The following is a 13,177-nucleotide window of genomic DNA, read 5'->3' as shown; positions in this document are numbered from 1 at the left end:
GTTGAAGCTATTCTATCAAGAAATTTTAGGTTTTTTGCTAGTAATAATTACTAGTATCGTAATTATTGGTTCATCAACTATTCATTTTGCGACTATTCAAGCCTATTCTCAAAGTTACACTCGCTTAGAAGGATATGGAACTTCGATTGGAAAACTGGCTTTAGCTAAAGATAATCCTAAACATGAATTAGATGCAAAATTTTTAAAAAATTTACAGGTAGTAATGGAGGGCGAAGATGTAAATCTTCGCATTTTTAATAATAAAAATAGACAAGTTTATCCAGAAACTACGATGAACTGGGCATTACCGCAAAAGTTATTTAAGCAATTAAAGAATGGCAAGACGATTCGTATTAGGAACGATCATGAGGATGGACGAGTAAGTTCTTTTTCAAATAAAGATGCATATACTAGTGTAATTGTTCCCTGGCGTAGTAAAGGAAAACTCGTGGGAGTAATCTGGATCGGTTCACGTGTGCAAAATGTGGAACAAATGATTGTCCGAGAAAAGCATAATCTGTTAACAGCTTTACTTAGTTCTTTAGTTATTGGTGGATTGATCAGTTTTGTCTTGTCATACTATATTTCAAGAAAGATAAAACTCTTATCTAATGCTACTAAAAAAGTGGCACAAGGTGACTTTAATGTCCATCTAAAACACAAGGATACAGATGAGATTGATGATTTAGCACGTAATTTTAATATTATGGTCAATGCTTTAAAAGAATCAAATGATGAAATTAAGGCACAAGAAAAGCGACGAGAGCAATTTATGGCTGATGCTGCTCATGAGATGCGAACCCCGCTTACTACAATTAATGGGTTGTTAGAAGGATTTGAATATGATGCTATTCCTGAAGAAGCCAAACCTAAATCTATTGCTTTAATGCATAGTGAAACAAAGCGATTAATCCGGCTGGTGAACGAAAACTTAGATTACGAAAAAATTAGAAATAATAAAATTAGTCTGATTCAATCGAAATTCAATGCTACTGAAGTTCTAACTAATTTATTAACACAGATGAAGCAAAAAGCTGCTCAAAAGAATGATGAACTGATCTTAGACTGTCCGCAGCAAGTTGAAGTTTATGCCGATAAAGACCGCTTCACTCAAATAATGGTTAATCTAGTTCAAAATGCATTACAATTTACTGAAAATGGAAAAATTACAATTTCTGCTAAAAGGATTGAGCATGGCGCCCAATTTAAAATAGCCGATACAGGAATTGGAATGAATAAGAAGCAGATGAAATATATTTTTGAAAGATTTTATAAGGCAGATCCATCGAGAGCAAAAATTGGCTCGGGAGAATCTGGCTTAGGGCTGTCAATTATTCTTTCTCTTATTAAACAGCACGGTGGTAAAATTGACGTTGATTCAGAACCTGGAAAGGGTGCAACATTTACCGTGACCTTATATGATAAGGGTTATAAGGAATTTATTAAAGACTAACAAAAAGGGTAGTACTTATATATTTTTTAAGTACTACCCTTTTTTTATTTATCGAGATTATCTTTTCCTGGAGAACTGTTTTGATTATTTTTATTTTTTTCACTTGTAGCAGATTGAATATTCGCAGGAATATTATTTATTTCGTCCTTATCGATTTCGGAAGCATCAGTTGTATAAAGATCAGTAGTTGTTCCCTTATGCTGAGAATAAAGAGAAGTAGATTTGTTACCTAGTTCTTTTCTTAATTGCAACATTTTTTGATAGTTGATTTTATAGTCGAATTCATTCGGATTAGTTGGAATAAATCCAGCTGGAGTGTAGAAACGTAGCAGATTGTGATTATTTAATAAGTCGGAATAGTGGAGGGAGTTTCGGCCATATTCAACTAATTTAGCAATTTCATCCTTCTGCTTTTTATTAAATTTAGTGATCTTTTCCCCAGTTTGATGATTATAAATTGTACCTTTAATGCCTTTACCGCCCATAATTATATATTTAGGAGTAACAATGGTACCGTTTCTAAATACAACTACTTGTCGATATTGTTTAGAGAATAAATCCTGACCAAATTGAATATAATTTTTATTTGAGATCCCTAAAAGATGAAGTAAGGTTGGGAGAACATCAATCTCACCACTGATTTTATTGTTAATTGTACCCTTAATTCCATTCATATGGATCATGAAGGGTACTTTTTGAAGTTCTGTTGTGTCATAAGATGTCCACTTACTAAAGTCTTTACCTAATACTGGTGTAAGAGCAGATAATTCATCGTCTGAACTACCAACACCATAATGGTCCCCATAAAGGATGACCATTGTGTTTTTATCAAGGCCACTCTTTTTTAGATAATCAAAGAATTCTTTAACTGATTGGTCAAGATAATGAGCTGTCTCAAAGTAATTATTGATGGTTGTATTTGAGGTGTTTGTAGTAGTAAAGTTATCATCTTTATCTTCTGGATCAAGTTGAAATGGAATATGATTAGTAACAGTCAAATACTTAATATAAAATGGTTGCTGAATCTGCTCAAGGTACTTAATACTTTCACTAAACAATAGCTTATCTTTTAGACCATATCCGATTTTGTCGTTCTTTTTTTGAGAGAAATAGTTTGCATCGAAGAAATAGTTATATCCTAAATTTTTATATACTTCATTTCGATTCCAAAAAGTTCCTGTGTTACCGTGAAAAACAGCAGAAGTATAGCCAGTTTGACGAAGAATTTGAGGTGCGCCTTGGAAAGTATTTTCAGATCCTAATGATGAAAATAGGGAACCATCTGAAATGCCGTATGTTCCAGTTTCAAGCATGTTTTCTGCATCACTGGTTCGTCCTAAGCCTACTTGATGATAAAAATTACTAAAGCTAACAGTATCCTTATTATGGTAGAGTGAGTTAAGGAATGGAGTAACTTCTTGTCCATTAACCTTTAATCCAATTAAAAATTGTTGAAAACTTTCTAGATGTAGGACAATAACGTTTTTACCCTTAGCTTTACCAAAATATTCCGGATTTGCTTTTGCATAATGCTTTTTAGTAAAAGCGAGTACTTGATTAATGTCTTCTGCGTTAGCATTTTTCTTAACTTGGTTTGATTGTGCACTTTTTACGAGGTCATATACTGAATAAGTATCAAGTCCAAGATATTTAACCACGTAAGAACGGTCAAAAGTGTTTCTCAATAAACGTGGACGTGAGGTTTCTGCTAAAAACATATTTAAAGTTAACATGAAAACGCCAAATGATGAGACAGCAAATGGACGTTTAAATCCATACTTACGTGGATCAATTTTAATAACTTTAATAATCAACAATATAATGATTATTATGAGATCTAGCCAAAGAAAAATATCACTGGGATGCAGCAAAGCAACGGTACTCTTTCCTAATCCCTGTGATACTTTCGCTGTGTTTTGAATAGTTTTACTAGTTAGAAAGTCTGAAAACTGACGATAATAAAGGACATTTGCAAAAAGCAAAATAGTATTTATTGTGTCTAAAACTAGCATTGCAATATAAGAGACTAAGGGCTTAGAGAAATAGAGTCCTAAACTAAGGATAATAATGCACGTGCCTAAAGGCGTTAACCAGACGATGAAGTGCTGGTATGGGTCACTTAAGCCAAGCTTAAAATCAAAGTAAGCTGCATACATATATTTTGCCCAAAAACAAAGTGTTAGGATTGTTAAGAAACCAATTCTAGTTTGCCAGAAATTACGTTTTGTTTTATTCACGCTTCACTACTCCTTTTAATAAGGAATATTTTACTGGTAAATTCAAAAAACGACAAACTTTTGTGAAAGATTTGCGATTTTTTAATATTTTGAAAAAAATCATCTTTCGTAGGAATCTTTACGTTATAATTAAGCCAAAATTACGGAGTCGGTTAGGTTATGCTTTTTTTACAACCCTTATATGAATACATTTTTCATCATTATGCAGCGCATATTAATCACTTTGCTTTGATTAAGTTGATTTTGTATAGCTTAGATAAAACACTTTTTTATTTTATTATTTTTGTAATTATTCGTTTATGTTGGCTGTTATTGGTGAGACATAGAAGAACCCTGAAGTCCGAAGCTTGTGTATGGATATTTAGTTTTTATATAATTTTGCTCTTAATGTTAACGGTATTTAGAGATACATATTTTCCATGGCAGTTGACATTTAATTTCCACCGTAGTCTAAGCGATATAAACTTAGTATTTATGAAAGAAACGCTAAAATTGACTCATGGTCAGAGTTTGCTTGACTTTTTTTATAATTCACTTGGAAATATTTTATGGTTTATCCCGTTTGGTTTATTATTTCCTACAGTTATTCAGAAAAAAAGCATCGTAGGAACAATTTTAGCTGGGGGATGTTTGTCAATAATTATTGAATCTTTGCAGTTTGTTTTAGAAACTGGTGTAAGCGATATAGATGACGTATTTTTTAATGTTTGCGGCACTATAATTGGATTTATATTATATCGAATTATTTATAGATTCTTATAAGAAAAAACTCTAGTTTTATGAAGAAGTAACTGCTAAAATAAGGTTTGTATGTGAAAAAGTTACAAAAAAAGGAAGTTTAAATAATGAGTAAAGTTGTTCACTTTGATGCAAGTAAATTAACTCCTTTTGTTCATGAAAATGAATTAAAGGAAATGCAAGCAATGGTAACTGCTGCAGATCAAGAATTACGCGAAGGTACTGGCGCAGGTAGTGACTTCCGTGGTTGGATTGATTTGCCAATTAATTATGATAAAGACGAATTTGATCGTATTAAAAAAGCAGCTAAAAAGATTCAAAATGATTCAGAAGTTTTAGTTGGTATTGGTATTGGTGGTTCATACCTTGGTGCCCAAGCTTCAATTGAATTCTTAAATAGCTCTTTCTACGGTAGAGAAAAAGAAAAGTACCCAACTGTAGTATTTTGTGGTAATTCTCTTTCAGGTTCATACCTTTACGATTTGCTTGAATGGTTAGGAGATAAGGACTTCTCAATTAATATTATTTCTAAGTCTGGTACTACTACTGAACCTTCAATTGCTTTCCGTGTATTGAAGGACAAGTTAATCAAGAAATACGGTAAAGAAGAAGCTGCTAAGAGAATTTATGCAACTACTGACCGTGCTAAGGGTGCTTTGAAGACTGAAGCAGATGCAGAAGGTTACGAAGAATTCGTAGTCCCAGATGATATTGGTGGTCGTTTCTCAGTATTGTCAGCTGTTGGTTTGCTTCCAATTGCCGTAGCTGGTGGTGACATCGATGCTATGATGAAGGGTGCTGCAGATGCACGTGCTGCTTACACTGATCCAGATGTTTTAAAGGATAGTCCTTACCAATATGCAGCAATGCGTAATATCCTTTACCGTAAAGGCTACACTACTGAATTACTTGAAAACTATGAACCATCATTAAGAATGTTTGGTGAATGGTGGAAGCAATTGATGGGTGAATCAGAAGGTAAAGATCAAAAGGGTATTTATCCATCTAGTGCTAACTTCACCACCGATCTTCACTCACTTGGTCAATACATCCAGGAAGGTCGTCGTAACTTAATGGAAACAGTTATTCGTGTTGAACACCCAACACATGATGTAACTATTCCTGACGATAAGGAAAACCTAGATCAATTAAACTTCTTATCAGGTAAAACTATGAATTACGTAAATGATCGTGCTTACGAAGGTGTAGTTCTAGCTCATACTGATGGTGGTGTACCAGTTATGACTGTTGATATTGAAAATCAAACAGCTCATACTTTAGGTTACTTAATCTACTGGTTTGAATTAGCTGTAGGTATCTCAGGCTACTTAAATGGTATTAACCCATTTAACCAACCAGGTGTTGAAAGTTACAAGAGAAACATGTTTGGTCTTTTAAACAAACCTGGTTATGAAGACTTACATGATGATTTAACTAAACGCTTAAAATAAATCTACTTAGCATATTTTGATAGTATGCAGATCGAATATAGCTAGATAATAGTTAAAGAAAGGGTAGAGGCTAATTGCCTCCACTCTTTTTTATTGGAGAAAAAATGAAAAAACAGACAGAAAACACATTGGCCGTCCTAGCAACCGCGTTCATGTCCTTTGTGGGAATTTTAACTGAAACAAGTTTAAATGTAACTTTTCCCGCGATGATGAAACAATTTAACGTCTCTTTAGATACAATTCAGTGGACGACAACTGGGTATTTATTAATGATTGCAATAATTATGATTAGTTCTTCTTATCAAAATGAGTGTTTTACGGCTAAGCAATTGTTTGTAACAGCTGCCATTGCATTTATGGTGGGGAGTATTATTTCAGCCTTTGCATTAAATTTTTACATTTTGTTATTGGGGCGCTTAATTTCAGCTCTAGGTGTTGGTCTTTGTACACCAATGATGTTTAATTTGATTGTAGAAGTAATGCCAAGAGATGAATGGGGACTATATATGGGAATTGCTGGTTTAGTGGTAGCAATGGCCCCAACTCTGGGTCCAGCTTTTGGGGGAAGTATTTCTTACTACCTTAATTGACGCTGGATTTTTATAATTGCTACAATTTTCGCACTATTAGTTTTTATTGCTGGAATTTTTGTGATTGGAAGCTACCATCCAGTAAAAAAGAAATCTTTTAATTGGCCTGCTTACGCAATTTTAAGTGCGGGGATGGTAAGTTTAGTAATTGGCGTAAATCAATTGAGTAAAGGGCTGAAAAATTAGCGTCTATGGGTTTTATTAGTATTAGCCACCATTTTATTCATGCTATTTGTTAAAATTTCCAAATGTTCTACTAGTAAGCTACTAGACTTATCAGTTTTTGAAGATAAGGCATTTATTTTTGGAGCCTGTGCTTACTTCTTACTTCAGTTTATTAATATTGGAGTGAGTTTTGTCTTACCTAACTATATTCAAATTGTTAATAAACAAACGTCTTTAATTGGGGGACTCGTTTTACTTCCAGGCAGTATTGTTGCTGGACTATTAAATCCATATTTTGGCCGACTATATGATCGTCTAGGAGCAAAAGTGCCATTATATAGTGGTGCGTTTTTAATGGCGCTAGGGAGCTTTTTATTAGCTAATTGGGGGTTAAGCTTGACCACATCGATGATTATTTGTTTTTATGGAATTTTAATGTTAGGACATCGTATGTCCTTTAGCAATACGATGGCTCAAAGTTTAAAAATAGTCGATAAAAATTTGAAGGCAGATGCAACAGCTGTTTGTCAAACAGCGCAACAATTAGCGGGTTCCATGGGGACCGCCATTTTAGCTGCAATTATAGCGGTATTTCAAAATAAGCAAACTGGGAGTTATGCTGCTTTAACTGCTCAAGGAAGTCGACTAGCATTCTATTTCACTTTTGGTCTTGGAATTTTGATTTTAGTATGTGATTGGTTTATGTTTAAACTAGGTAACGAAAAACATACAAGAGAAGAAAGTGTAACTAAAGATGAATAATAATTTTTTAGCTATGGAAAAGAACATACACGATTTTGCTCAAGAACTTTATTTTAGAAATGAAGCTGCAACTGATTTAGTGGAAAAAGATGAACAAAAAGATTTATTACATTTTGATAGAAGCGATGTTGAAGAATTACAAGAGATTGCTGGTATTTTGAAAGATTTTTGTCAGCCACAAGTTCGAGCTATTTTAGAGGTTAGTGAAGAAGCAAAGAAAACCGATCTAGATCAGAAGTTATTGCAAAATCAATCCCATCAGTTACTTCAAAATTTCTCTAACTTAGAAAAGTTAGTTGCTTATGCGAAGAAACAAGCAGAACAAAAAAATAAGAAATTGAGTAAGCAATGGGTGGAGTTGAAAGAAAATCTAGCTAAAATGAATGTTAATCAAATAGAAGATATTGAGAAAACTACAAAAAGTATGTCATAAAGAGTGAAAATAAGTGATATAATTGAAAAGCTGCATCATGGTGAGTAAGACGTGATGCAGCTTTTTTTCACTTTAAATTACTTTTCAAAGAAAAATGACAATGTAACTTGACAGATTTACAATATTCAATTATATTTACATATGTTGAATTTGCCCGTTGGTCAAATGGTTAAGACGCCACCCTCTCAAGGTGGAGTTACGAGTTCAATTCTCGTACGGGTGATATACTGAGATATAGCCAAATTGGTAAGGCACAGGATTCTGGTTCCTGGATGTTTCGGTTCGAGCCCGAATATCTCAATACGTTACCGTCAGATCACTGATCTGACGGTTTTATTTTATAATCCAGGTGGTAAGGATGATAGAATTTTTCAAGACTCAACATTTAGTTGAAAGTATGGTCAGTGAGCGAATTGTTCCGGGAGTAAATTATGCCTTTATTAAAAAAAAGCAAGTATTTACTTCAACAGTTGGCTTTGCTAGTTTAATACCTAAAGTTGAGCAACTTAGTCCTTTTGCTCTCTATGACTTAGCTAGTTTAACTAAGGTATTAGGAACAACTAATGTTTTTTTGAAACTGAAAGAAGAAGGAAAACTTAATTTTACAGAACCTCTTAAAGATTTTATTCCTGAATTTAAAGATGCACGTATTCGCCTTAGTGATTTGTTAACTCATACTAGTGGAATCCGGGGCTGGATTCCTAATCGTGATGAATTAGCTGCACCTGATTTATTGAAGGCAATCATTGGTTTACCTGTTACTGATGAATTTAAAACAAAAATGCGATATGCCGATACTAATTTTATTCTACTGGGATTAGTTCTTGAAAAAATATATGGTTTACCTGTCCAAGATATAATTACGCGGGAAATCATTTTACCTGCTAAATTGAAAGAGACAACTTTTCATCCAAAGGCAAGTGAGTGTGTTCCTACAGCTTTAACTGAAGATGGAAAAATGTTACGAGGAATTGTGCATGATCCTAAAGCTCGCGTACTAGGAAAGGATTGTGGCTCTGCAGGCTTGTTTGCAAATCTGGAGGATCTCATAAAGATAACCCAGGCTTATCTAGGAATACGTGATGATATTTTACCTCTAGAGCAGGCGACATTAGCTAATTTGTTTCAAATTGAAACACCTAAGAAAGTACATCCTCGTTCTTGGGGATGGGATTTACGTTTTGACCCTGTTGACCAACATTCATTGATTTATCATACTGGTTTTACTGGAACGTTTATGTTAATTGATCGACTTAATCAAACAGCAATGATTGTTTTAACAAATAGAATCCATCCGAGCGGCCATAATCAGATTTTTCTTGCAATGAGGGAAAAGATTGTTGATACGTTTTTGAAAGAAAATGTCTATAAAAACTAAAAAGTGTCTGGGAAAAAACTAATTCTCAGACATGAAAAAAGAACGATGATTTCCATTTTGGATTTCATCGTTCTTTTTATGTACTTTAAGTGCCTTCCTTGCTATTATTGAATCACCACAAAACAAAATGAAAGAAGGCAATCTCAATGTATCAAAATTATATCACAGGTCAAACTGCTTTAACACTTAATTTAGACTTCTCTATTCCTAACAATCATTTAGCTACTGTTATCAGCTGGTTTGTCGATTCAATTCCAGAAGATGTTTTATTGGGAGATACTGCCGAAACTGGACGTCCAGCCTATCATCCGGCCATGATGCTTAAAATTCTGCTTTTTGCTTATTCCAGAAGAGTATTTTCAGGCCGAAAGATCGAATTAATGTTGGAAGAAAACCTGCCCATGATGGTATTGGCAGAACATCAAAAGATTTCTTACCATACCATCAATAATTTTAGATCTAGCAAGCATGCCAATCAGCTCATTAAGAAAAGCTTTTTGTACTTTACCAACTTATTAGAACAAGAGGGTTTAATCAATGAAGGGACTATCTTTATTGATGGCACCAAGATTGAAGCGGATGCCAATCGCTATACTTTTGTTTGGCGTAAAGCTGTTGAAAAGTTTCATGAAAAGCTAAAAGATCAAGCAGTCAAGCTTTATGATGAATTGGTTGCCCAAGAAGTGGTTAAAGCAATGGAAAAAGAAAAAGTTCAAACTAGTCAAGGCTTAGCAGAACTAGCCCAAGAAACCGAAACTGAAATTGAAAAACTGACTAAAGAAATTGAGCAAGAACCAAAAGCTATCCCAGGTGGCTCGCCTAGAAAAGCGAGAAGACGTGGACTTAAAAAGTATCTTCATCGCTTGAAAAAAGACTATCTGCCCCGAATGAAAAAATACGAGGAAGCCGAGAAGATTTTTGCTGGACGCAACAGCTACTCCAAGACAGACCATGATGCGACTTTCATGCATATGAAGGAAGACCACATGAAAAACGGCCAGCTTAAGCCAGGCTACAATATCCAAGCGGCTACGACGGATCAGTACGTGGTTGATTTTGCCTTATATCCTAATCCAACTGATTTCAAGACGCTGGAGCCTTTTTTGAAACAGATGACGGTCCTAGATAAGTTTGACAAGATTGTCGCCGACGCTGGCTATGGGAGTGAATATAATTACACACAGCTGGAAGAAAAGTATTCAGACAAAGAGTATTTCATTCCTTACACCATGTATGAAAAGGAACAAACCAGAAAGTACAAAAATGATCCAAGCCGGCTGTCTAACTGGTTCTACAATGAAAAAGATGATTATTATTTAGATCAAAACGGCGTTAGATTCAATTTCAAATATTATAGCCAGCGCAAGGACCACTCTACTGGTCAGGTTCGTGATTTTAAGATATATGAAGCAGATGAATTCCAAATCACACCAGAATTGGAACGCTTAGCTAAAACAAAAAGCGGCCGTCAAAGGCAAGTACGTTATAATCCTAACTGGCAGTATTTAAAAGAAAAGACAAAAGAAGTTCTTCAAAGTCCTGAAGGCAAGCACATCTACAGCATGAGAAAGTATGATGTCGAGCCAGTTTTTGGACATTTGAAGAACGTCTTTGGCATGCGCCGAACTCATCTAAGAGGTAAAAAGAAGGTTGAAACTGATGTAGGAATAGCCTTGATGATGATGAACTTAAGCAAGTATTGGCACAGAAGATGGTCCAAAGACCGATCTGCTTTATGTGCAAATAAAAATAGAAAAAAAAGACGGTCAAGCTACTCAAATTAAGAGTTGGCTTGATCGTCTTTTTGTACCTGAGAATTAGTTTTTTCCCAGACACTTTTTACATCCCTGCTTTAATAATTTTCTTTTCACCCATTGTTTTACGAAGTGAAAGCATAGCAGTATAAGTAGCTAAAATATAAACTTTCTTAGTTGGTAATTTTGAAATTTCATCTAGCAAAGCTTCATTATTAGTAGCAGTTGTCATTAAACCCGGATCAAAGCCTGAAACTTCTAGTCTAAATCCCATATCATGCCAACGTTTTCCACCAACTATTACTTTTTTGATTTGGTCTTTGTTTAATCCTTCATAATCTGCATCCCAGATCCAGGATGTATCGATTCCGTCTGCGTGATTTGCATTCAAAAGAGTAACTAAAGAATAGCTATCTTTTTCAGTGTTTAGCATATGGAGAACTTCATCAAGTCCAACTGGATTTTTAACTAAGATTAGATCTATTTCTTTATCTGCATAATTAATCAATTCCTGTCGACCAAAAATTCGTTTGTTTTCAGCAAAACTTTGGGCTACTTCTTCTTCACTTAAACCAAATTCACGTGCTACAGAATAGGCAGCAAGAGCATTATAGATGTTATAGGTACCACCGATACCAATACTGTATTCTTTTTTACCCATTTTGAATTTTAAGCTATTTGGAGTTTGATCAATAATTTGATTTACACTATAGGTCAATTCTGGACGATGGTAGCCACAATTAGGGCAGAAATAGTCACCTAAGTTTGCATAAATACGTTCGTGATAATGCAAGATATGATCGCACTTAGGACATAAAACGCCATCAGTATTTACGGGAGCCTTGAAGTCATTTTCAGGCTTGTCTTCTGGAAGTTTGAAGCCATAGAATACTTTTTTATTAGGTAATTCCACGGATGAAAAAATACTTGCGTCTCCGTTAGCAATAATAGTTGCATCGGGAGCCAATTTAATTCCGTCGACAATCTTTTGATAGGTAGTATAAATTTCACCATATCTATCCATTTGATCACGGAAAATATTAGTTAAAACAAATACGCTGGGGTGAAGTAATTTGGTTACCATTTTTACATTTGCTTCATCTACTTCTAGTACAGCAATTTTCTTTTTTGCTCTTTTATTCTTGTGAGCTAAAAATGCTGTAACAATTCCTTGCTGCATATTTGATCCTGATGGATTGGTTAAAATATCACCATATTTCTTTTTTAATGCTTCCACGATTAAAGCAGTTGTCATTGTTTTACCATTAGTTCCAGTGACAATGATTGTCTCATAGCCTTTTGCTAATGAATTTAATACTTCAGGATCAATTTTCATGGCAAATTTTCCAGGAAAACTCGTCCCGCCCTTTAATACGTTATGAAGAAACCAGTAAGATGATTTACCAGCTGCCTTAGCGATGCCTGATTTTAAATTCATATTATTATCCCTCACTTTAAAACTAAATTTTACTATAGCATATAGAGAAAATGAAGACGACCTTTTTTATTTTTACCTGCACGATTTTTAAATTTACTTTATACTAATTAAGGCAATATTAGTGAAGTTACATAAACTTAACAATGGAGGAATTTTGCAGTGGCTCAGTTGTTTTTTCGCTATGGTGCAATGAGTAGTGGTAAGTCGATTGAAATACTAAAGGTTGCCCATAATTATGAGGCACAAGGACGAAAAATCGCTTTACTGACGAGTAATGTAGATGATAGAAGTGGAGTAGGAACCGTAGCTTCTAGAATCGGTTTACATCGTAAAGCTATGCCTATAAGTGAAGATTTAAATTTATTTAATTATGTTTCAGAATTGAATAAAAGTGATGTGGAGTCTGGCAATGGTAGGGTGGCTTGTGTTTTAATTGACGAGGCACAGTTTTTAAAAAGACATCACGTATTAGAATGTGCCAAAATTGTTGATGAATTAAAGATACCTGTAATGGCATTTGGTCTGAAAAATGATTTTCAAAATCATTTGTTTGAAGGTAGCGAAAATTTGTTAATTTTTGCGGATAAAGTAGAAGAAATGAAGACAATTTGTCACTACTGCGGCCATAAGGCTACAATGAATTTACGAATTAATTCTGGAAAACCTGTTTATGAGGGTGAACAAGTTCAAATTGGTGGAGATGAATCTTACTATCCCGTTTGTCGTTTTCACTATTTTCATCCCAATAAGCAAAGATAAGAGAATTAAGAAAGGATAA

Annotated in this window: 8 protein-coding genes, 2 tRNA genes and 2 pseudogenes; 10 read left to right on the top strand and 2 right to left on the bottom strand. The window is 34.4% G+C overall.

From position 1 onward, the window contains the following. Position 1 precedes the first annotated feature (1 nt). Entirely contained in the window at positions 2 to 1,453 is a 1,452-nt protein-coding gene (locus GTO82_RS06295; RefSeq protein WP_180872920.1) for a sensor histidine kinase, read from the top strand. Between the two features lie 44 nt (positions 1,454 to 1,497). Here the strand turns inward: GTO82_RS06295 and GTO82_RS06290 are convergent, their stop codons facing one another. Continuing rightward, the gene (locus GTO82_RS06290; protein ID WP_180872919.1) at positions 1,498 to 3,690 is read right to left on the bottom strand and encodes an LTA synthase family protein; all 2,193 of its coding nucleotides are present in this window, start codon (positions 3,688 to 3,690) and stop codon (positions 1,498 to 1,500) included. A gap of 159 nt (positions 3,691 to 3,849) precedes the next feature. Here GTO82_RS06290 and GTO82_RS06285 point away from each other — a divergent pair, with 159 nt between their 5' ends. From GTO82_RS06285 to GTO82_RS06250, 8 genes and pseudogenes are all read left to right on the top strand, one after another. Further along, positions 3,850 to 4,452, top strand: coding sequence for a VanZ family protein (locus GTO82_RS06285; RefSeq protein ID WP_180872918.1), 603 nt, complete (start codon positions 3,850 to 3,852; stop codon positions 4,450 to 4,452). Between the two features lie 83 nt (positions 4,453 to 4,535). Then, on the top strand, positions 4,536 to 5,879 hold the full coding sequence (locus GTO82_RS06280) for a glucose-6-phosphate isomerase (RefSeq protein ID WP_004897655.1): 1,344 nt from the start codon (positions 4,536 to 4,538) through the stop codon (positions 5,877 to 5,879). A 104-nt stretch (positions 5,880 to 5,983) separates the two neighbouring features. Then, a pseudogene (locus GTO82_RS06275) lies at positions 5,984 to 7,396 on the top strand (MFS transporter). Then, positions 7,389 to 7,829, top strand: coding sequence for a hypothetical protein (locus GTO82_RS06270; RefSeq protein WP_180872917.1), 441 nt, complete (start codon positions 7,389 to 7,391; stop codon positions 7,827 to 7,829). The pseudogene GTO82_RS06275 and the gene GTO82_RS06270 overlap by 8 nt, the downstream one beginning before the upstream one ends. Before the next feature lie 151 nt (positions 7,830 to 7,980). After that, positions 7,981 to 8,052 (top strand) — tRNA-Glu (locus GTO82_RS06265). Positions 8,053 to 8,057: 5 nt separating this feature from the next. Continuing rightward, positions 8,058 to 8,130, top strand: a tRNA-Gln gene (locus GTO82_RS06260). Positions 8,131 to 8,187: 57 nt separating this feature from the next. After that, the gene (locus GTO82_RS06255; RefSeq protein WP_180872916.1) at positions 8,188 to 9,207 is read left to right on the top strand and encodes a serine hydrolase domain-containing protein; all 1,020 of its coding nucleotides are present in this window, start codon (positions 8,188 to 8,190) and stop codon (positions 9,205 to 9,207) included. 146 nt (positions 9,208 to 9,353) lie between these two features. Next, positions 9,354 to 11,113 (top strand): annotated as a pseudogene (locus tag GTO82_RS06250) (IS1182 family transposase). On the opposite strand, the gene GTO82_RS06245 reads toward GTO82_RS06250, so the two are convergent. Next, positions 11,047 to 12,399 carry a Mur ligase family protein gene (locus GTO82_RS06245; RefSeq protein WP_180872915.1) on the bottom strand — a complete coding sequence of 451 codons (1,353 nt, stop codon included), beginning with the start codon at positions 12,397 to 12,399 and terminating at the stop codon, positions 11,047 to 11,049. The pseudogene GTO82_RS06250 and the gene GTO82_RS06245 overlap by 67 nt on opposite strands. A 159-nt stretch (positions 12,400 to 12,558) precedes the next feature. Here GTO82_RS06245 and GTO82_RS06240 point away from each other — a divergent pair, with 159 nt between their 5' ends. Next, positions 12,559 to 13,158, top strand: coding sequence for a thymidine kinase (locus GTO82_RS06240; RefSeq protein ID WP_180872914.1), 600 nt, complete (start codon positions 12,559 to 12,561; stop codon positions 13,156 to 13,158). Positions 13,159 to 13,177: the final 19 nt, after the last annotated feature.

The sequence above is a fragment of the Lactobacillus johnsonii genome (assembly GCF_013487865.1).
GTDB lineage: Bacteria > Bacillota > Bacilli > Lactobacillales > Lactobacillaceae > Lactobacillus > Lactobacillus johnsonii_A.
The sequence above is the reverse complement of the archived record's forward strand: the minus strand, read 5'-3'. Positions and strand labels throughout refer to the sequence as shown.

What these genes read in the sequence shown, in the direction of transcription:
- GTO82_RS06245 (WP_180872915.1), bottom strand. Translation starts at nt 12,399, where the DNA reads ATGAATTTAAAATCAGGCATCGCTAAGGCAGCTGGTAAATCATCTTAC.
- GTO82_RS06285 (WP_180872918.1), top strand. Translation starts at nt 3,850, where the DNA reads ATGCTTTTTTTACAACCCTTATATGAATACATTTTTCATCATTATGCA.
- GTO82_RS06280 (WP_004897655.1), top strand. Translation starts at nt 4,536, where the DNA reads ATGAGTAAAGTTGTTCACTTTGATGCAAGTAAATTAACTCCTTTTGTT.
- GTO82_RS06270 (WP_180872917.1), top strand. Translation starts at nt 7,389, where the DNA reads ATGAATAATAATTTTTTAGCTATGGAAAAGAACATACACGATTTTGCT.
- GTO82_RS06255 (WP_180872916.1), top strand. Translation starts at nt 8,188, where the DNA reads ATGATAGAATTTTTCAAGACTCAACATTTAGTTGAAAGTATGGTCAGT.